General features: G+C 65.0%; 24 protein-coding genes. 16 read left to right on the forward strand and 8 right to left on the reverse strand.

The annotated features are described in order from the left end of the window. The first annotated feature begins 16 nt into the window (after window positions 1–16). The 16 genes from lpxA to ACSHWJ_RS10260 all read left to right on the forward strand — a co-directional run bounded on the left by lpxA (window position 17) and on the right by ACSHWJ_RS10260 (window position 12,983). Entirely contained in the window at window positions 17–799 is a 783-nt protein-coding gene (gene lpxA / locus ACSHWJ_RS10185; protein WP_010959757.1) for an acyl-ACP--UDP-N-acetylglucosamine O-acyltransferase, read from the forward strand. Between the two features lie 25 nt (window positions 800–824). Next, window positions 825–1,784, forward strand: coding sequence for a Gfo/Idh/MocA family protein (locus ACSHWJ_RS10190; protein WP_218797214.1), 960 nt, complete (start codon window positions 825–827; stop codon window positions 1,782–1,784). After that, window positions 1,781–2,875, forward strand: a complete 1,095-nt coding sequence (locus ACSHWJ_RS10195) for a DegT/DnrJ/EryC1/StrS family aminotransferase (protein WP_010959759.1) — start codon at window positions 1,781–1,783, stop codon at window positions 2,873–2,875. The genes ACSHWJ_RS10190 and ACSHWJ_RS10195 overlap by 4 nt, the downstream gene beginning before the upstream one ends. Further along, complete coding sequence (gene lpxB, locus ACSHWJ_RS10200) at window positions 2,868–4,022, forward strand: lipid-A-disaccharide synthase (RefSeq protein WP_432539736.1); 1,155 nt, start codon at window positions 2,868–2,870, stop codon at window positions 4,020–4,022. Before ACSHWJ_RS10195 ends, lpxB begins: the two co-directional genes overlap by 8 nt. 72 nt (window positions 4,023–4,094) lie before the next feature. Further along, window positions 4,095–4,595 (forward strand): GreA/GreB family elongation factor, encoded by a 501-nt coding sequence (locus ACSHWJ_RS10205; protein WP_017364573.1) that lies wholly within the window; start codon window positions 4,095–4,097, stop codon window positions 4,593–4,595. Between the two features lie 12 nt (window positions 4,596–4,607). Further along, window positions 4,608–5,345 (forward strand): M48 family metallopeptidase, encoded by a 738-nt coding sequence (locus tag ACSHWJ_RS10210; RefSeq protein ID WP_432539737.1) that lies wholly within the window; start codon window positions 4,608–4,610, stop codon window positions 5,343–5,345. Beyond that, window positions 5,345–5,833, forward strand: a complete 489-nt coding sequence (locus ACSHWJ_RS10215; protein WP_432539738.1) for a protein disulfide oxidoreductase — start codon at window positions 5,345–5,347, stop codon at window positions 5,831–5,833. The genes ACSHWJ_RS10210 and ACSHWJ_RS10215 overlap by 1 nt, the downstream gene beginning before the upstream one ends. Window positions 5,834–6,248: 415 nt before the next feature. Continuing rightward, window positions 6,249–6,404 (forward strand): hypothetical protein, encoded by a 156-nt coding sequence (locus ACSHWJ_RS10220; RefSeq protein WP_017364576.1) that lies wholly within the window; start codon window positions 6,249–6,251, stop codon window positions 6,402–6,404. A gap of 226 nt (window positions 6,405–6,630) precedes the next feature. Then, window positions 6,631–7,233 carry a tetratricopeptide repeat protein gene (locus ACSHWJ_RS10225; protein ID WP_218798512.1) on the forward strand — a complete coding sequence of 201 codons (603 nt, stop codon included), beginning with the start codon at window positions 6,631–6,633 and terminating at the stop codon, window positions 7,231–7,233. Window positions 7,234–7,882: 649 nt separating this feature from the next. Further along, window positions 7,883–8,419: a DUF4136 domain-containing protein gene (locus ACSHWJ_RS10230; RefSeq protein WP_050998146.1), complete on the forward strand. Its 537-nt coding sequence runs from the start codon at window positions 7,883–7,885 to the stop codon at window positions 8,417–8,419. Between the two features lie 101 nt (window positions 8,420–8,520). Then, complete coding sequence (locus ACSHWJ_RS10235; RefSeq protein ID WP_256996380.1) at window positions 8,521–8,925, forward strand: DUF3313 domain-containing protein; 405 nt, start codon at window positions 8,521–8,523, stop codon at window positions 8,923–8,925. Between the two features lie 188 nt (window positions 8,926–9,113). Next, window positions 9,114–9,935 (forward strand): DUF2092 domain-containing protein, encoded by an 822-nt coding sequence (locus tag ACSHWJ_RS10240; protein WP_256996381.1) that lies wholly within the window; start codon window positions 9,114–9,116, stop codon window positions 9,933–9,935. A 20-nt stretch (window positions 9,936–9,955) separates the two neighbouring features. Continuing rightward, the gene (locus ACSHWJ_RS10245; protein ID WP_432539739.1) at window positions 9,956–11,026 is read left to right on the forward strand and encodes a DUF6515 family protein; all 1,071 of its coding nucleotides are present in this window, start codon (window positions 9,956–9,958) and stop codon (window positions 11,024–11,026) included. Window positions 11,027–11,087: 61 nt separating this feature from the next. Then, window positions 11,088–11,291, forward strand: coding sequence for a hypothetical protein (locus tag ACSHWJ_RS10250; RefSeq protein ID WP_432539740.1), 204 nt, complete (start codon window positions 11,088–11,090; stop codon window positions 11,289–11,291). Window positions 11,292–11,300: 9 nt separating this feature from the next. After that, window positions 11,301–11,534 (forward strand): hypothetical protein, encoded by a 234-nt coding sequence (locus tag ACSHWJ_RS10255; protein WP_218800883.1) that lies wholly within the window; start codon window positions 11,301–11,303, stop codon window positions 11,532–11,534. A gap of 57 nt (window positions 11,535–11,591) precedes the next feature. After that, window positions 11,592–12,983: a L,D-transpeptidase family protein gene (locus ACSHWJ_RS10260; protein WP_432539741.1), complete on the forward strand. Its 1,392-nt coding sequence runs from the start codon at window positions 11,592–11,594 to the stop codon at window positions 12,981–12,983. A 7-nt stretch (window positions 12,984–12,990) separates the two neighbouring features. On the opposite strand, the gene ACSHWJ_RS10265 is transcribed toward ACSHWJ_RS10260, so the two are convergent. From ACSHWJ_RS10265 to ccmD, 8 genes are all read right to left on the reverse strand, one after another. Further along, window positions 12,991–13,617: a YqgE/AlgH family protein gene (locus ACSHWJ_RS10265; protein WP_432539742.1), complete on the reverse strand. Its 627-nt coding sequence runs from the start codon at window positions 13,615–13,617 to the stop codon at window positions 12,991–12,993. A gap of 31 nt (window positions 13,618–13,648) precedes the next feature. After that, entirely contained in the window at window positions 13,649–13,966 is a 318-nt protein-coding gene (locus ACSHWJ_RS10270; RefSeq protein ID WP_017364586.1) for a YceK/YidQ family lipoprotein, read from the reverse strand. Window positions 13,967–14,070: 104 nt separating this feature from the next. Next, window positions 14,071–15,288 (reverse strand): c-type cytochrome biogenesis protein CcmI, encoded by a 1,218-nt coding sequence (gene ccmI, locus ACSHWJ_RS10275; protein WP_432539743.1) that lies wholly within the window; start codon window positions 15,286–15,288, stop codon window positions 14,071–14,073. 5 nt (window positions 15,289–15,293) lie between these two features. Next, a complete protein-coding gene (locus ACSHWJ_RS10280) occupies window positions 15,294–15,755 on the reverse strand; it encodes a cytochrome c-type biogenesis protein (RefSeq protein WP_010959776.1) in 462 nt (153 codons plus the stop codon). After that, window positions 15,752–16,318, reverse strand: coding sequence for a DsbE family thiol:disulfide interchange protein (locus tag ACSHWJ_RS10285; RefSeq protein ID WP_432539744.1), 567 nt, complete (start codon window positions 16,316–16,318; stop codon window positions 15,752–15,754). Before ACSHWJ_RS10285 ends, ACSHWJ_RS10280 begins: the two co-directional genes overlap by 4 nt. Continuing rightward, the gene (locus ACSHWJ_RS10290; RefSeq protein WP_432539745.1) at window positions 16,315–18,288 is read right to left on the reverse strand and encodes a heme lyase CcmF/NrfE family subunit; all 1,974 of its coding nucleotides are present in this window, start codon (window positions 18,286–18,288) and stop codon (window positions 16,315–16,317) included. The genes ACSHWJ_RS10285 and ACSHWJ_RS10290 overlap by 4 nt, the downstream gene beginning before the upstream one ends. Then, window positions 18,285–18,746, reverse strand: coding sequence for a cytochrome c maturation protein CcmE (gene ccmE / locus ACSHWJ_RS10295; RefSeq protein WP_432539746.1), 462 nt, complete (start codon window positions 18,744–18,746; stop codon window positions 18,285–18,287). Before ccmE ends, ACSHWJ_RS10290 begins: the two co-directional genes overlap by 4 nt. Further along, a complete protein-coding gene (gene ccmD, locus ACSHWJ_RS10300) occupies window positions 18,743–18,955 on the reverse strand; it encodes a heme exporter protein CcmD (protein ID WP_010959780.1) in 213 nt (70 codons plus the stop codon). Before ccmD ends, ccmE begins: the two co-directional genes overlap by 4 nt. Window positions 18,956–19,009 lie beyond the last annotated feature (54 nt).

Genomic DNA, 19,009 nt, shown 5'->3' on the forward strand with positions numbered 1-19,009 from the left:
GGAGGAAAGCAAGAGAATGTCCAGCATCCATCCCACCGCCTGTGTCGCGCCGACGGCCAAACTCGGCGCCGACATCTCCGTCGGACCTTTCGCCGTCGTCGAGGATTATGTCGAACTCGGCGACGGCTGCCGGATCGGTGCCCACGCCGTGATCCACGCCTACGTCCGGATGGGGCGGGCGAACGTGGTCCATCCCCATGCCGTGCTCGGCGGTCTGCCGCAGGATCTGGGGTTCGATCCGGCCACGGAAACCTATGTCGAACTCGGCGACGGCAACGTGTTGCGCGAAGGCGTGACCATCAGCCGGGCCACCCGGGCGGGCGGCTCGACCCGGCTGGGATCGAACAACTACCTCATGAACAATACCCACGTCGGTCACGATTGCGTGCTGGGTGACCACAACATTCTGGCCAGCGGCGCCACGCTGGGCGGTCACTGCCGGGTGGACGACCGGGTATTTTTCGGCGGCGGGGTGATGGTGCACCAGTTCTGCAGGATCGGCAGTCTCGCGATGCTGCAGGGACTGGCCGGCATCAACAAGGACGTGATCCCTTTCACCCTGGTCGGCGGCCGTCCCGGCAAGCACTATCGCCTCAATCTGATCGGCATGCGCCGGGCCGGCATCGACGGCGATCGGCTCAAGACCGTTTCGGCCGCCTTCCGCCGCCTGCGCGCCCGGGCGGGGCTCGACGGTCTGCCCGACACGCCGGAGCTGGCCTATCTACGCGCCTGGTGTGGCGCGGGTTCCAAGCGCGGCACCCTCGCCTTCTTCGAGCCGGAATCGCGCGAGCCGGACTGATTCAGAAACCCCCAAGGTTGCTTCCATGAATCCTTTGAAATGTGCCGTGATCGGCGTTGGTTATCTCGGTAAGTTCCACGCGGAAAAATATGCTGCCCTGCCGGGCTGCGAACTGGTCGCCGTGGTCGACGCCGATCCGGTCACCGCGGCGGAGATCGGCGATCGCCTGGGTGTCCGCGGCCTGACTGATCATCGTGCCCTGCTGGGCAAGGTGGATGCGGTGAGCGTCGTGGTGCCGACCAGTCTGCACCACCGCGTCGCCCGGGATTTTCTCGAGGCCGGCGCGCACGTGCTGGTGGAGAAGCCCATCACCGTGACGGTGGAGGAGGCCGACGAGCTGATCCGGATCGCCAAGGAAAAACAGCGCGTGCTGATGGTCGGCCACCTGGAGCGCTTCAATGCCGCCGTGCTGGGGCTGGACCTGGATCACCACAAGCCGCTGTTCATCGAATCGCACCGGCTGGCGCCGTTCAAGCCCCGCGCCAACGATGTCAGCGTCGTGCTGGACCTGATGATCCACGACATCGACATCATCCTCGACATGGTCGATTCCGAGGTGGAGCGTATCGATGCCAAGGGTGTGGCCGTGCTCACCGGCGACATCGACATCGCCAACGCCCGCCTCCAGTTCAAGAGCGGCTGTGTCGCCAATGTCACCGCCAGCCGGGTGAGCCTGAAGGTCGAACGCAAGATGCGCATGTTCATGCCCAACGCCTATGTTTCGGTCGATTTCCAGAACCGCGTGCTGGCCCGCCATCGCAAGGGCGAGGGCGAGATGTTCCCCGGCGTGCCGGAAATCCTCAGCGAAGAATCGGTGTTCGAGAACGGCGACGCCCTGATGGAGGAAATCCGCCATTTCCTCAATTGCATCCGCGAGCACCGGGAGCCGCTGGTGTCCGGAGCGGCCGGGCGCCGGGCGCTGGCGACGGCCATCGAAATCACGAATTTGCTGAAAGTTCAAGAATCGAGGAGTTGTACCGCATGATCCCCATGGTTGATCTCAAGACCCAGTATGCCCGGCTGAAACCGGAAATCGACAAGGGGCTGGCGGATGCGCTGGAATCCTGTGCCTTCGTGCTCGGCCCGAACGTGCAGGCCTTCGAGAAGGAGGCCGCCGGCTATCTGGGCGTGAAGCATGCCATCGGGGTGGCATCGGGTACCGACGCCTTGCATCTGGCCCTGCTCGCTGCCGGCATCGGCGAGGGCGACGAGGTCATCACGTCGCCCTTCACCTTCATCGCGACGGCGGAGGCGATCCGCTACGTCGGCGCCAAGCCGGTGTTCGTCGACATCGACGCCAAGACCTTCAATCTCTGCCCGGCAGCGGTCGAAGCCGCGGTGACGGCCAGGACCCGTGCCATCATGCCGGTGCATCTGTTCGGCCAGCCGGCCGACATGCCGCGGCTGCAGTCCATCGCCGAGCGCCATGGGTTGAAGATCGTCGAAGACTGCGCGCAGTCGTTCGGCGCCACCATCGGCGGCCGCCAGACCGGCAGTTTCGGGGTGAGTTCCGGTTTCAGCTTCTTCCCCAGCAAGAACCTGGGCTGCTACGGCGACGGCGGCCTGGTGACGACCGATTCGGACGAGGTGGCGGAGCAGGTCAGGATGCTGCGTAACCACGGCTCGAAGGTGCGTTACTATCACGACGTGATCGGCTACAACAGCCGGCTGGATGAGCTGCAGGCAGTGGTACTGCGGGTCAAGCTCAAATACATCGACGAATTCAACGCCAACCGACGCCGCGTCGCCCATCTGTATTCGGAACTTCTGGGCGGGATCGCCGAGGTGCCTTACGAGGATGGCATCGGCCAGCACGTCTACCACCAGTACACTCTGCTGAGCGACCGCCGTGATGCCATCCTGGAGGCGCTGCAGAAAGCCGGAATCGGCTGCGCGATCTACTACCCCGTGCCGCTGCACCGGCAGAATGTGTTTGCGCGGGATTACGCCGATCTCAGCCTGCCGGTCTGCGAGGCGGTGGCGGCGCGTTGCATCTCCCTGCCGATCTTCCCCGAGCTGGCGGAAGCGGACATCCGCAGGATCGCGGACGTGGTGCGCCAGGCGGTGAATGGCTGAGCGTGCTCCGCTGGTCATGCTGGTTGCCGGGGAAGTCTCCGGCGATCAGCATGCCGCTGCCATGTTCCGCGAACTCCGGACCCTGATTCCGCAAGTCCGCGGCATCGGTATGGGCGGCTCCGCCATGCGCGAGGCCGGCATCGACATCCGGGTCGATTCCACCGGGCTGGGCGTCATCGGTCTGGCCGAGATCGCCCGCCATTACGGTGAGATCCGCCGAGCGCTCGAGGCCATGAAGGCATTGGCCCGCACCGAGCGGCCCGATCTGCTGATCTGCGTCGACTACAAGGAATTCAATTTCCGCCTGGCCCGGGCCGCCAAGGCCGCCGGCATCAAGGTGCTGTTCTACGTCAGCCCGCAGGTGTGGGCGTGGCGGCCGGGACGGGTCAAGAGCTATGGCAAGGCGATCGACCACATGGCCGTGATCTTTCCGTTCGAAGTGCCCTTCTACGAAAGGCATGGCATTCCGGTGACCTATGTCGGTCATCCTCTTGCCGGTAAGATTGCGCCGGTGGCTGACAAAGGGAAGGTACGGCGGGAGCAGGGGATGGACGGACCCGGTCCCCTGGTCGGCCTGCTGCCGGGCAGCCGGGGCAATGAAATCCGCCGGCTGCTGCCGATGCTGCTGCAGACCGCGGCGCGAATCGCCGGGGAACGACCGGATGCCCGGTTCGTGCTGATCCAGGCGCCATCGGTCGCCGACGAGCTGTTGGCCGCCGAACTGGAGACGGCGCCGGTGCCGGTTCGGGTCGTCAAGGAACGGCGTCATGAGGTCTTGGGCAGTTGCGATGCGGTGATCACCACCTCGGGCACGGCGACCCTGGAAGTCGCTCTCCTCGGCGTGCCCATGGCCATCGTCTACAAGCTGGCACCGCTGAGCTATTGGCTCGGAAGGCTGCTGGTAACCATCCCTTTCATCGGCCTGCCCAACATCCTGGCGGGGCGCAGGATCGTTGAGGAGTTCATCCAGCACGCAGCCAATGCGGAGATGGTCGGCGGCGAGATCCTGCGGATCCTGAATGATCCGGCCTACGCACTGCGGATCCGGGACGATCTGGTGGAGGTGAGGACCCTGCTGGGCGAAGGCGGCGGTTCCCGGCGTCTGGCCGAACTGGCCGCGGAATTGCTTGAACGGCCGGCCCGGTAGCGGCGCATTTGTTTCCCGCTGCCTGCAGGAGTATTCTCGCAAGCCGTTTTTCACTCACCCCGAAATGAACCCATGAGCCGTGCATTCGTCAAGGAAACCGACGGTGAAGAGCTGGACGATGGTGCGCCGGAGCGCCCCGTCAGCCCGCATCCGAACTACGTGACACCGGCGGGGCTGGCCCAGCTCCAGGCCAGGGTCGCGGAGCTCACGGCCGAACGGCAGCGTCTGCTGGGCGACGAATCGGTCGGTGCGAAACAGCAGCTCCGCCGTGTCGAGCGCGAACTGCGCTATTACGACGAGCGGGTCGTCAGCGCCATCCCGGTCGATCCCGCGGCTCGGTCCGGAGACCGGGTCCATTTCGGGGCGACGGTCGAGGTGGAGGACGAGGCCGGCAATGTGCAGCGCTATTCCATCGTCGGTGAAGATGAGGCGGACGCGGCCCACGGTAAGATCAGCTGGGTGTCACCCTTGGCCAGGGCGCTGCTGAATGCAGAGGCGGGCGATACGGTCACGTGGAAGAGGCCGGCCGGCGACAAGGAACTCCATATCCTTGCCATCCATCCTTACCGCTAGCTCTCTTTTGTCATGGAGCATTCCCTGCCGCCCTACCGCCTTCGCCGTAGCCCGCGTGCCAAGTATCTGCGGCTGCTGATACGTCCCGACGGCATCGAAGTGGTGGTGCCCACGGGGCTGTCCGACGCGACGGTACTGGCTTTCGTCCGTCAACACGGCGGCTGGGCCCAGGCGAGGCTGGAAGAACTGCTGGCGCGGCTGGCGAAGTTGCGGCAGGGCCAAGCCGAGCGGTTTCCGGCCGAAGGCGGCAGCGTGCCTCTGGAGGGGCGGGAGACACCGCTGTTCATCGAGGAAACCGGCGGCGGCCGGATCCGGGTCTCGCTGGAAGATCAAGGCCTGCGCCTCATCCTTCCCCGGACCTGCGGCGCCGATCGGGACCGTTACGTGCGCGATGCCCTGTTCGGCTGGATGAAGCGGAGGCTGCCTGGCCGCGTGACCGAACTGATCGAGCGGCATGCCCCGCTGCACGGGCTTTATCCCCGCCAGTTGCGCATCAAGAGCATGCGCACCCGCTGGGGGAGCTGCGGCCCGGCAAACGACATCAATCTCAATTGGCTGCTGGGGCTGGCGCCGCTTTCGGTCCTGGAGTACGTGGTGGTGCATGAACTCTGCCACATCCGCCACCGCAACCACTCCAGGGATTTCTGGGAACTGGTGGCGGCCCATCTGCCGGACTGGCGGCAGGAGCGCCAGTGGCTCGAGGCCCACGGCGGCGGCCTGATCCAACGCTTCGATCCGGCGTTCCGGTGATGGCTCACCGGTGGCGTAGGGCGCTGCGGTGGGGTGCGGTCGTCGCACTGTTCTTTGCCGTTCAGGGGTTCCTCAACCGCGACATGGCTTCGGGGCCCGCTCCCGCCATCGAGGGCAGTTTTCTCGATGGCTCCCCGGCATCGCTGGACGGCTTGCGCGGCCGGCCTGCGCTGGTCTACTTCTGGGCGAGCTGGTGCCCGATCTGCGGGACCATGGAGGACGAGATCGGAGTCCTCGCCCGCGACCATGCGGTCATCACGGTTGCGTACCAGTCCGGGGATGCGGGGGAGGTGGCGCGTCATGTCGCGGAGCGGCGCCTGGACTGGCGGGTCGTACCCGATCCGGACGGCACCATCGGTGCGGCTTACGGCATCCGCGGCGTCCCGGCGTTTTTCGTCCTCGGACCGGACGGCACGATCCATTCCCGCAACGTGGGTTTCACGCCGGAATGGCTGCTGCGTCTGCGGCTCTGGCTCGCGGCGGGTTGAGCGCCACGGTTCGGCGAAATCGCACTTTCAGTCGGCGCAGCGGGCTTCGAACCGGATGGATGATGAGGACCATCGAACACCCGAAGGCCAAGCCCGAAAAACCATCGACGAGTTGCTGACCGCGGCTGGCCGGCATGTCGCCGATGCCGACCGGACCAACATCCTCGCCCGCCGCGGCGTCGCCATACGCGAATTTCCCCTCCCATCAGGCCATGGTTTTGCCGATTACCGGCGTTGGTGCATGAATCAACCGATGGCAATGTTTTCCCTATCCCTGCTTTCCTCAGAGCCTGTTCACGATCTTCCATGTATTCATACGTCGCCGAGTGGAGCGAACCCGGTCCGGCCGGCATCAGCGTGCCGGAGCGGGCCTTGAAAAAACCAGGTTGGCGCGGTCCGTACCGGGCGCCTGGCCATGACGGGCTTCCTGGACATGTTCTGGCTGAAGGACGAGTCGCCGTCGGATTCCGACGGCCTTCCCGCGCCGGCGGTGATCGCTCGGGAAATCGTGGCGGACCTCGAGGCGGCATTGGACCGGTGCCGGCCGATCGGCGCGGATCTCGGGGAGTAAAGACGATCGGCTGGAATCGGCGTTCGGACGAGTGTGAACCTTGCGAATGACGTACGGTATGCTGTGCGTGTTCGATCTGACTCGATGGAATCCGAATCCAAAGATGTTTTCCCCGCGCAGGCTCCAATGCCAAATTCCCTGTCTCCACGCGCCCATGAGACATCTCGTGGCGTGGCTTCTCACGGCTTGTCTTTGCGGCGGGGCGTATGCCGAGGAGGACGCCGGAGTGAAGGCCGTCGAGCGCGGCGATTACCCTGCCGCATTGCGGGAGTTCAAGCAGGCGGCCGAGCGGGGTGAGTCCGCGGCCCAGGTGAATCTCGGCAATCTCTACATGAAGGGGCTGGGCGTCGAGCAGGACTATGCGGCCGCCGAGCGTTGGTATCGCCAGGCCGCCGAGCACGGCGATCCCATGGGGCAGAGCAAGCTGGGCATCCTTTACTATTACGGTCTCGGCGTGGACAAGAACACCGACGAAGCCGCCCGCTGGTTTGCCAAGGCTGCGGAACAGGGTGAGCCCGGCGCGGCGGCGGTGCTGGGTTCCATGTATGCCGAAGGCGAGGGCGTGATCCGCGACAACGTGAAGGCCTATTACTGGTACACGCTGGCTGCGGACGGGGGACAGACCGATGCGCTGCAAGCGCGTGCCACCCTCGTGGACGAAATGACGCCGGGCGAGATCGCCGAAGCCTTGCAGCGGGTCGGCGAATGGCGGGAGGCGCAGCTCGAGGCGGCCAAGTCCTCGGCACAGGATATAGCGGACAAGCCTTCCGGCGTGAAGGGAAAAAAGCGCAACGGAAGTGGCGGTGCTCGAAAAAAAATCTCGAAATAGGGGATAAACTTTTGGAGAAATGGTGCCGCGTAAGGAGCGCCATCCGGCATCGACCAGGCTCAGTCTTCTCCAATGAAGGAATCACTAGGCGGCAAATCTCCTCCGCGGCGCGTCCCGCCGGGCCAATCACTCGGCTTCGACCGTAGGCCGCACCATCACGTCCATCTCCCGGTGACGCCATTCGTTCTCGGCGTCGTCAGCGCCGTCACCGAGAGGCTCGCGGTCCGCATCGTCGAGCGGCCAGTCATGTCAGCGTGCTCGTTCCCGGTATGCCGGCCACAGGCCGAACGCCGGTGCAGATTGCGCCGACGCCGAGTGCTGTCCTCACCATGTTCGCAGGCGGGCGGGCCCGGCTGTTCATGCCGGAGACGTACTGGCTCATGGTCGTCTGGCTGGTATCTGCCTGCCTCTTCTTTTCCCGTGTTACCTTTGCTCTGGGCCGGGTTATTTTTGCCAGACGGACGCAGGTATCCGCCAACCTCCCGTATGGCGCGGTCGAGCCATTGGCGCCCGCTTGCGTGTATTTCAGGTTCGTGACGCTCGCCGGTCGGATGTGCGTGGCGATACTGGTGGCCCGACGCGTCGGTATGCAATTCGCCCGATCCGGGGATCAGGCGCGATATAAACGCGATATTAAAGAGGAGAGACCGTGGATCGGAATACCTCGTGGAGACGGCCATCGGCGGCCGGATTGCTCGTCGCGGCGCTTCTTGCCGCATGTGCCACGATCCGGGTGGATACCGGCTTCGACAAGAATGCCGATTTTTCGCGGTACCGAACCTACTCTTGGCTCAACGGGCCGGCGTCCGGGGATGCGTCGGTGGACCGGCGCATCGTCGAGCTGGTCGATGCCGCGCTGCGCTCCAAGGGTTGGCGCAGGGCCGCCGAAGGCAGGGGGGATGCCGCTGTGGACGTCGAGGTCCTGACCGAAGAGGAGGAGCGCAACGACACCTACTACGACGGCTGGGTACTCAATCAGAACCTCGGTCCCGCGCAAACGGTGGTCACCACCTTCCGGGAAGGAACCCTGATCGTGAATGTCCTCGATGGCCGTTCCATGCGTCCGGTCTGGCGGGGCGTGGCTCATGAAATGCTTTCCGGGAATCCGGCCGAGAATGAAAAACTGGCCGAGGAGGCGATCGCCCGGATGTTCGCGGCTTTTCCGCCGGGGCCGGCGCCCCGTTAGACCAGCCGGCCGGCCGTGCCATCGCCTTTGGTGGGTTTCCGGCCCTGGCCCGATGCTGTAGGCTTGTCCGAGCGGGCCGCCTAACGGCGGTACGGGTTTCGTTGCGTTTTCGGCCGCTCTACTCGAAGGGGACGAAAGTGGAGGCAAAGTCTGCACCTTCCGCGGCGAGCGGCCTCGAGGGGACGTCGTCCGTCATCGCAGGCATAGGCCTGAAATGTGCTCTCCTGGGCAGCGTTTGTTCCAACGCCGTCGCCCGGGTCTCCGCTTCCGGTCGGCAGGATCTGGTCGACTGGCCCGACTTGAAACGCAGGGAAAAAATCGGCGAGAAGATGCGGCTCGCCGACCGTCCCGGTTCCGCTGTCCTGAAATTGGGGGTGGCCATGACGGACGCGGAAAACGCGACGCCCGTGCTGCGGTCGGTGTCAATGATCGTTCCGCAGACGCTGTTCAATCTTCAGATATCTGGCGACGGACACCTTCCCCTTCGTCGTCGGCGCTCACGCTGAAGCCGAGGTCACCGATTCCGTGACCGGCCGGACGCTGGCGGTGGATCGCCGAACCGGCGGCTGCAGGTGTCCGATGTCTTCCAGTGGGCATGGAGCGACGCCCAGAACGCAATCGGCGCCCGGTGTGAACGGGCGACAAACGGGCTGGCCGCCGCGCTTTTTCCCGTCCTGACCTCGAGGAGTACGTGGTGAAACCGAATCGATGCCAACGCTGTTCCGCCGTCCTGGTGCTCGCCGGCCTGATGATTTGCCTCGGTGCTGCGGAGGCGGCCGACAAACCCGCCACTGGCACGGCGCACCCGCAGGAGCAGGTGATCGGCCCGCAGGTCGACCTGTTACTGCGGCAGATGGGGGACTACTTGAAGTCCGCCAAGGAATTTTCGGTGCACGTGGATGCGCTGTACGACGACCTTCTCGCTTCCGGCCAGAAGATCCAGCTCGCGGCATCCGACGACATCTCGGTCCGCCGCCCCGACCGCTTCCGGGTCCGGTACCGCACCGACATGGGCGGAAAGCGCTTCTGGTACGACGGCAAGACCTTCACCCTGCTGGACGAGGCGCACGGCACCTATGCCGTGGAGCAGACGCCGGCGGGCATCGACGCCACGCTGGACTATCTCATTGGCCGGCTCGGCTTCACGCCGCCATTGTCGGACCTTCTTTACAGTGATCCCTACGCCACCTTGAAGCAACACGTGGTGTTCGGGTTCCAAGCCGGGATGAGTGACGTGGAGGGGACGCCGTGCCATCATCTCGCCTTCGTCGGCAAGAACGTCGACTGGCAGCTCTGGATCGAGGACGGCAAACTGCCGTTGCCCCGGAAATTGGTCATCACCTACAAAACGCTTCCAGGCGCGCCGCAGTATATGGCGGTGCTGTCCGACTGGGACTTCGCCACCCATCTGCCGGATTCCGCCTTCAGTGCCGTGATCCCGCCCAAGGCCGACCGCATCGGTTTCTTGAAAGCCGCGGTTTCCGCCGGGCAAGAGCGAGCAAAAAAAGCGCCGTGACGCGAGGGGAGGACAAGCGCATGAATCGAAATACCGGATTTGAGAAGCGGCTGGGCATCACCGTATTGGCGTTGCTGTTGGCCTGTGCGGGGTTGCCCCGGATCGCCGGCGCACATGGCGGTTTCGGCGGCGGTTTCGGGGGTGGCCATTTCGGAGGCGGATTCGGTGGGGGAGGATTCGGCAGCCATGTCGGGGGTGGCGGTTTCGGTCAGCGCGGAGGGGGCGACCGCGGCGAGGAAGGTCCGCGTTATGGCGGGACCGGGATAGGCGGCGGCAGTTTCGGCGGCGGCGGCCTGGGCAGTGTGCGGGCCTCCGACGGCGCGGACGGCGCCGGCCATGACTGGCGGCAGAACGCGAATCGCGATTTCGGAAATGGAGTCCAGGGTTTCCAGGCCCCGGAAGACCGCCAGGCGGCGACGCCGGCCCAGCGTCAGGAAGACCGGGACGATGAAGTCAACACGGCTCAGCAGAATCGGGAAAAGGAAATCGACACCGTCCAGCAGAATGCCTATAAGCAGCAGGATGCCATGGCGCAATACCATTATCAGCAGGCGGAGCAGCTCCAGAAGAACCGCTACGACTACTACGGCGGCGGCAATTACTACGGGCCGGTGTTCATCGGCGGTACCTGGGGCGGCTATTACAGCGGCATGGCGATGATGGGCATGATGGAGGGCCTCATGATCGGGGAGATGGTCGCTTCGGTGCCGCGCAAGTCGCAGCCGGTCGTAGTCGAGAACAACACCTACTACTACTCGAACGGTGCCTATTATCTGCCGCAGGGTTCGGGTTACGTGGTGACGCCGCCGCCCCTGGGAGCGACCGTGACCAGCCTGCCGCCATCCTGTGTCACGGTCTACAGCGGCCAGCAGCCTTATTCCGATTGCGGCGGGGCGTTCTATACGCCGTCAGGCGGCGGTTACACGGTGGTCATGCCGCCTCCCGGCCTGACCGTGAACTCGCTCCCCGGCGGCGCGGCGACCCATACCGTCAACGGTGTCCGGTACTACGAGTTCGGCGGCGTCTGGTACCGGCCGTTCTACAGCGGCAGCGACGTGGTCTACCAGGTCGTCAACAGTCCGAATGCCTGAGCCCATCATTTTCCGGAGAACCGTCGTGAGGATTTCGAACGAGGAAAAGGGGAGCGGCGGGATGCCATCCCGTGACGTTTCCGGCCGCTCCCGTGCCTTGCCGGGCGCCGTGGCAGTGGCACTTCTCTGCGGCTGCGGCGCGACCAAGCAGGCCCGGGAGGTCCAGCCATCGGGATTCCTGGGAAGTTACTCGAGCCTGCGCAAGGGCAACGGTGACGGGCCCTTGCTGGTCTATGCCAATCCGGCCGCGGATTGCCGGAAATAAGGCAAAGTGATGGTCAATCCCGTCACGCTGTGGGCGAAAACGGGCGATTCCTGGCTGCAGAGGCTCGAGCCCAAGGAGCGCGACATGCTGCGCAAACTCGGCACCGATACCCTGCTGGAGGTGATGAACAAGGCCCGGTTCGAGGTGGTGACCCGGCAGATCCGAGCTCAGGGGGCCAAATCCGCCGATCTTCCGCACTCCTGTGGCGCCTGCCCGAAGGGGCGGGGTTACAGCGTCGAGTGATTCGCCGGGCGTGAGGCGTGCGCTGTGCGTGGCATGCATGCTGCTTCGGCGTATGGCATGAACGTCTTACACTTTCCTGCCTTTGTCTCGGCTCGCCGCCTGTGCGGCCATTTCTCTCTCCCTTTGCCGCGGCCCTTGATTCTGATGGCCGTGGCCGGCGCCCTGCTCGGAGGCTGTGCTTTCACGCCGCCGCCGCGCGAGGCGCCTCCGAGCCCGCCGCCGCTTCCTCTTGCGGTCGAAAAACACCGGTTCAGTGTGGCCGGAGACGAAAGCGTGGTCGGTCAGCTTGCATCGGTCGAGATCCGCGACGGCGATACTCTGTCGGACATCGCCCGCCATTACGGCCTGGGATTTCAGGAGCTTGCCGAAGCCAACCCGGGCGTCGATCCGTGGGTGCCGGAAGCCGGCCGCCGGCTGGTGCTGCCCTTGCAGTTCACGTTGCCGGATGCGCCGCGCAAAGGCATGGTCATCAATCTGGCGACGATGCGTCTGTACCATTTTCCGGCCAAGGCTGCGGAAGGCGTCATCTCCACCTATCCGGTCGGTATCGGCAAGGAAGGACGCTCGACGCCCACGGGCTACATGACCGTGGTTCGCAAGACCGAGTTTCCGACCTGGTATCCCACCGAGAACATCCGCAGGGATCATGCGCTGAAGGGCGATCCGCTGCCGCCGGCGGTGTCGCCGGGCCCCGACAACCCGCTGGGCGACTACGCAATGTATCTCAGCCGTCCGCAGTATCTGATCCACGGCACCAACAAGCCTTACAGCATCGGTTTCCGGGCGAGCAACGGCTGCATCCGGTTGTACCCCGAGGACATCGCCGCCGTGTTCCCCGAAGTGAAGCCCGGAGCGGCCGTGCGTATCGTGAATCAGCCCTATCTGGTGGGTCGTAAAGGCGGGCAGGTCTACCTGGAGGCGCATGAGCCCTACGAGGAGCTGAATCGGGCCCGGCTGAAAAGCGAGCTGACCGCACGGCTGAAACGTCTGGAAAAGAAGGACGGCGTCGTGCTGGACTGGACCAGGGTGGAGCAGGTTCTTTCCGAGGCGCGCGGCATCCCCGTGCCCATTCAGGCGAATTCGCCGCCGATGGCGGCCGTCGTGGCCCAGGCGATCGAGCTTCGGCGGCCCGTCGCCTGGTTCGGCCGGCCGGAGCTTCCCGCCGCAGATGCGGGCGGCTGGCTGGTGAAGGCGGCGACGACACATGAAGAATCGAGTGCCCGCCGCGTCGCAGCGGTACTCAATCATCAGGGGCCGCCGATCCCCGCGCGGGCGGTCAAGGCCGGCGATGGCTTCGAAGTGCTGGCCGGGCCGTTCAAGGACGATAAGACCGCCAAAACCGTGGCGAAGCGCTTGAAGATCGATCTGGAACTCGATGCCGAGGTGCGCCCGCCCATCGATTCGATGCACGTGGCGGGGGCGAGGCCTTTGGCGCGGTCCGGCCAGTGATGGCGGGTTACAGGGGCAGGCCGGCATGCTTGAGCGCCTCTTCCCAGACCTTGTCCGGCTCTTCGGAGAAAATCAGGGAAGTGTCGGCGGGGGCGAGTAGCCAGTCGCCACGGGCGATCTCGCCATCCAGCTGGCCCGGCGACCAGCCGGCATAGCCGAACAGCATGCGCACCTGCCGGGGCCCGCGGCCGCGCGCGATGGCTTCCAGGACATCCAGGCCGGTCGAGAGGGACAGCCCCTTTTTCAGCGCGCGTGTACTGGCGCCGGCGTAATCGTCCGAATGCAGCACGAAGCCTTGCCCGATTCCCACCGGGCCACCGAGATACAGCTTGATTTCGCGCTGCGCTTTGGAAGCCAGTCCGAAGGCTTCCAGCAGTTTCCCCAGTGGACCCGCCCCGGCGAGGCGGTTGACGATGAGGCCCATCGCACCGTCCGCGTTGTGGCTGACGACATAGATGACGCTGTGCGCGAAGATGTTCGCCGGCATCTTCGGATGCGCGACCAGGAACTGCCCAGAAGTATCGGCATGCCCCTCGGGGATTTCCGGTGGACGCACGTAGGCCGAGGCGGCGGAGCCGAGCGCCAGCACGGCCGAAAGGACGAGGAGCACCGTTGAGAAAAGGCGGGACGGCATGGCCGGAGTGTATCCCATGCCGTCGCGGGAATCACTTGCGCTTTCTCCCGGCGAAGTCTTCCGGGTGATGCATGCGGTAGAGATCGTAGGGCAGGGCCAGGGTGTCGAAGACGGCGCCGACCGGCAGGTCCAGCACGAAAGCGGGGAGCAACAGTACGTGCATCCAGCCGGGATAGGGCAGTCGGCCGTCGACGGCCGCATCGATGTCCTTCACTCCTTGCTGGGCACCAGGGTAGACGGTCCAGCCTTGCCGCGGCAACACATCGGTACGGGCCCGGATGCTGGCGCATCCGCTCGCCAGGGCGGCTGTCAGGACCAGGATGATGGTGAGGCCGCGCTTCGTGTTCATGTTTTTGTTTTCTCCCAAAAATGCGATGGCGCCTCGGAAAACGCGCCGGCGGATGAGCGGACTTTTGCCGTAGCCGTCAATATAGCCTATCGGCGGAGCCGACGTCAGTTCACCACCTGCCCAATTTCCACCGAATAGGTGCCGCCGTCCTGCGCCTCCACCGGAGAGGTGAGCCCCTGCAGGTCGCCGGGGGAGGGCATGGCGTTTCCGGTCTTGGACACACGGGCGCCAATGACGATACGCGGGAAGGACGACAGTTTCATGCCGGGGGCCATCGCCATGCCGTCATTCAGGGTGATTTCGGCCGGCAGGTCGCGGACCTTCTTGCGGCTGATGGCCAGTGGCATGGGCGGGCCGTCCGCCGCGCGGGCGAAGACGAAGACGACGTCGTCAGGGCTTGCCTGGCCTTTCAGCTTGTTATTGAGGGTCACTTTCACCCGGATGCTCTTGCCCGCTCCGGCGGCTGCGGGAGCCGTGTCCGCACTGGCCCGGGGCGGTGCCGTGCCCGCCAGCTCGGCGATGTAGCCGTCCAGTTGCCGGGTCTGCTCGCCGTCCGGCGGCAGCAGCGAGCGGAGCTTCTTCCAGTACTCCAGGGCCTTGGGTTTGTCCTCCCGTTCCACGGCGGCGAGGCCGGCCAGCCAGAGGCTGTGCATGTGATCCGGGTTGCGTTGTAGGATGCCCTCGATGATTTCGGTAGGCTTGCCCGCGAGGCTGCCCTGGTTCGCTTCGCCTAGCGCCTGGGCGTAGAGTGCCTCCACGTCGGGATTGCCGGGCGCCAGCTTCAGAGCGAATTCATAGGCCTGCACGGCCTTGTCCGTCTGCTGGACGGCCAGGAGCGAGCGGCCGAGCAAGAGCCAGCCGTCCAGATCATTGGGCTGCTGCTGGAGCCGTCTGGAGAGCTGCTCGATCCTCGCCTGCAAATCCCCGGCGGCCATGGCCGGCTCTGCGGCGGCGACGGTGGCCGGGCGGGCGACCAGGTCCATCCGGCCGAGCCCTCCATACAGCGCCAGGATTGCCAGCGGCAAGGCCGTCAGCACGACGATGACGGCGGTTTTCCCGGCCTCCGGCGGCTGCCGGCGGGGGCCGGTTTCGGCAGCGGCGAGGTCGGCCAGGAGGTCGCGGTCGAATTCCTCGCCGAGCCGCTCCGCCGCCTGGTCGTCGCCCGTCTCGGCCGCGAGTTCTTCCCGCTTCTGGCGGTTGATCAGCCAGTTGAGCCTCGCGCGGTCCACGCCAGCGGCAGATTTCTGCCCGAGCAGGGTGGGAAGGAAAAAGCCGTAGCCGGCCAGCAGCAGGGTCGCTGCCAGCACCCAAAACGATGTCATGTGGTTTACCCCTGGAATCGGTCTTTCAACTGCTGGAGGCGTCGGCGTTCTTCCGCGGAGAGAGTCGCGTCCTGCTGTGCGGCCGCGGCGCGCCGCCTGGCCTGCTTCCACAGGAAGACGGCGCCGCCGGCCAGCAGCAGGAAGGGGCCGAGCCAGAGCAGTAGTGTGATGCGCTTGAACGGCGGGCGGTAAAGCACGAAGTCGCCGTAGCGTTCGGTCAGGAACCGCACCGCTTCTTCGCTCGACTTGCCGCTCTGGATGATGTTGTAGACCTCGGTACGCAGGTCTTTGGCCAGTTCGGCGTCGGATTCGGCCAGCGACTGGTTCTGGCAGACCAGGCAGCGCAAGTCCTTGATGAGCGTTTCGTAGCGCTCCTCTTTGGCTGGATCGTCGAACTGGCGGATTTCCATGGCTTCCGCGGCGGAAATGGCCAGCATGCCGCAGAGGCAAAGAATCAGTCGTTTCATGCGGCGCCCTGCAATTCGCGGATCAGTGGCAGTATCTTGTTTTCGAGGTCTTCATGAGTCACCGGTCCGGTCTGCTTGTAGCGGATCACGCCGTGCTTGTCGATCAGGAAGGTTTCCGGTACGCCGTAGACCCCCCAGTCGATCCCCGTCTTGCCGTCCTCGTCGAAAACGCTGGCCCGGTACGGATCGCCGAAGCGCTTCAGCCAGGCGAGGGCATCATTCCGGGTATCCTTGTAGTTGAGCCCATAGATCGGGACGATGCCGCGCTTGGCGAAGTCCACCAGCACCGGATGCTCCTGGCGGCAGGACACGCACCAGGACGCCCACACATTGAGCAGGAACACCTGCCCCTTGAGCTGTTCCAGGCTCAGGGTACGGTCGGCAGCGGCTACCTCGGGCAGCGAGAACGCCGGGGCCGGCTTGCCGATGAGGGGGGAGGGCACTTCGCGCGGGTCCAGGGTCAGGCCCACGCCCAACAGCACGACCAGCAGAACGAAAATGACGAGAGGAATGGCGAAACGCATGTGTGATGTCACCGTGGGGTTGCGTTCGATAGGCATCAAATTGCACGGGACGCGGCGCGTCCGGCAACTGCGCGGGTTTCAGGCAGCGGCAGGCGGTAGCGTCGGTCGCTGACGGACAGGATGCCCCCGGCGATCATGAACAGGCCGCCGGCCCAGATCCAGCGGATGAACGGTTTGACGTAGAGCCGCACGCTCCAGGCGTTCCCGTCCAGTGGCTCGCCGAGTGCGACATAGAGATCGCGGGACAGACCGGGGTCTATCGCAGCTTCGGTCATCATGTTGCGCTGCACCTTGTAGTTCCGCTTCTGGGGCCGAAGTTCCAGGCTTTCGCCGTCCCGCTCCACCCGGAAGGTGGCCTGCTGGGCCGAGAAGTTCGGCCCCTGCACGGTCTCCGTACCGAGGAAGTGGAAGGCGTAGCCGGCCAGCATCACGCTGTCGCCAGGCGCCATGCGTACCAGCTTTTCCTGACTCAGGCGGTCGGACAGCACGGCGCCCACCAGGAACACCGCGACGCCGAGATGCGCGGCGGTCATCCCGTAGACGCTGGGAGACTGGGCGCGCAGTCCTTCGAGCCAGCCGTCGCGCAGCCGGATCCGGGTCCACAGGCTGAGGCAGGCGCTCGCCGCCAGCCAGAACGCGCAGCCCAGCCCGGCCATCATCTTGAAGTCGGTCTCGTCCCAGGCCAGGGCGGCGAGCGCGATGCCGGCCGCGAAGCTCGCCGGGAACAGATAGCGGACCCGGTGCAGGATGCGGCCGATCGGGCTCTCCCGCCAGGCGAACATCGGCCCGATACCGGCGAGCAGGAAGATCGGCGCCATCAGCGGAGCGAACACCGTGCCGAAATACGGCGGGCCGACCGAAATCTTGCCCAGCTTCAGCGCGTCCAGGATCAGCGGATAAAGGGTGCCGAGCAGGATACTGCCGGAGGCGGTCACCAGCAGGATGTTGTTGAGCAGCAGCAGGTTTTCCTTGGACACCAGGCTATAGCGCGCCACATCGCGCACGGCCGGCGCCTTCACGGTGTAAACCAGCAGCGAACCGCCCACCACGATGGCCAGCAGGATCAGGATGAACAGGCCGCGGGTGGGGTCGGAAGCGAAGGCATGCACGGAGGTCAGCACGCCGGAACGCACCAGGAAGGTGCCCAGCAGGCTCAGCGAAAAGGCGAAGATCGCCAGCAGCACGGTCCAGGCCTTGAAGGCGCCGCGCTTCTCGGTGACGGCCAGCGAGTGGATAAGTGCGGTGGCGACCAGCCAGGGCATGAAGGAGGCGTTTTCCACCGGGTCCCAGAACCACCAGCCGCCCCAGCCCAGTTCGTAATAGGCCCACCATGAGCCGAGGGTGATGCCGCCGGTCAGGAACAGCCAGGCCACCAGGGTCCAGGGCCGTGACCAGCGCGCCCATGCCGAGTCCAGCGAGCCGCCCAGCAGGGCGGCGATGGCGAAGGCGAAGGCTACGCTCAGTCCCACATAGCCCATGTACAGCATGGGCGGATGCACCGTCATGCCGAAATCCTGCAGCAGCGGATTCAGGTCGTTGCCGTCGGGCGGCACCGGTGTCAGCCGCTCGAACGGGTTCGAGGTGAACAGGATGAACAGCAGGATGCCGACGCTCACCAGCCCCATGATGCCCAGCACCCGGGCCAGAAAGTCTTCCGACAGGCTGCGGCTGAACACCGTCACCGCCGCTGTCCAGAGACCCAGGATCGTGGCCCACAGCAGCATCGACCCCTCATGTGAGCCCCATACCGCGGCGATGCGATAGTAGAGCGGCAGGGCCGAGTTCGAGTTGCGGGCGACGTATTCCACCGAAAAATCGTTGTTGACGAAGCAGGCGGTGAGGGCGCCGAAGGATACCAGCAGAAACAGGAACTGCGCGCGGCCGGCCGGCTTGGCGACGCTCATCCAGATGTCCACGCCCTGGGAGGCGCCCAGCAGCGGGAAGGCGCCCTGCAGGAGGGCCATCAGGAGGGCCATGATCAGGGCGATGTGGCCGAGTTCGGCGATCATTTTTTCTGGTACTCCGAGTAGTCGGCGGGGAGCCCACCGTTCTTCTTCAGGGATTCGGCGACTTCGGGCGGCATGTAATTCTCATCGTGCTTGGCCAGCACTTCGGTCGCCTGGAAAGTGCCGCCATCGTCGATCTGGCCCACGGCGATGATGCCCTGGCCTTCCCGGAACAGGTCGGGAAGAATGCCGGTATAGAGCACCGGTACGGCGTTCGGCCCGTCTGACACCTCGAAGCGCACGGTCAGGCTGTCCGGCTCGCGCTTCACGCTGTCCTTGACCACCAGTCCGCCGATGCGGAACGGATAGCCCTTCGGGGCTTCGCCGGAAGCGACCTGGGAGGGCGTGTAGAAATACAGGAGATTTTTCTGGAACGCCGTGAGGGCGAAGAAAGCGGCGAGCGACACGCCCGCCACCATCAAAGCGACCCACGTCATGCGTCTTTGTCGCGGCGTCATCATGGGCGGGACTCCTGCTTCAACTGGCGGCGAAGACTTTTCAGCATTTCGTTTTTGCGGCGCAGGGGAGTGATCAGGTTGAAGACGAGCACGGCGAAACACAGGCCATAGGAAGTCCATACATAAACGGCATAGCCGCCCATATGGAAGAATTCTTGAAAATTCATGTGCTTGAGGAAAGCCTCGGATGAAGGGCTGATTGGGATCGACACGATATGTTACGGCAAGGGCGAGTCCAGCGGCTACCGGAGAAATGGAACGGTGCC

The organism is Methylococcus sp. S1M (assembly GCF_051295855.1).
GTDB classification, from domain to species: Bacteria; Pseudomonadota; Gammaproteobacteria; order Methylococcales; family Methylococcaceae; genus Methylococcus; species Methylococcus capsulatus.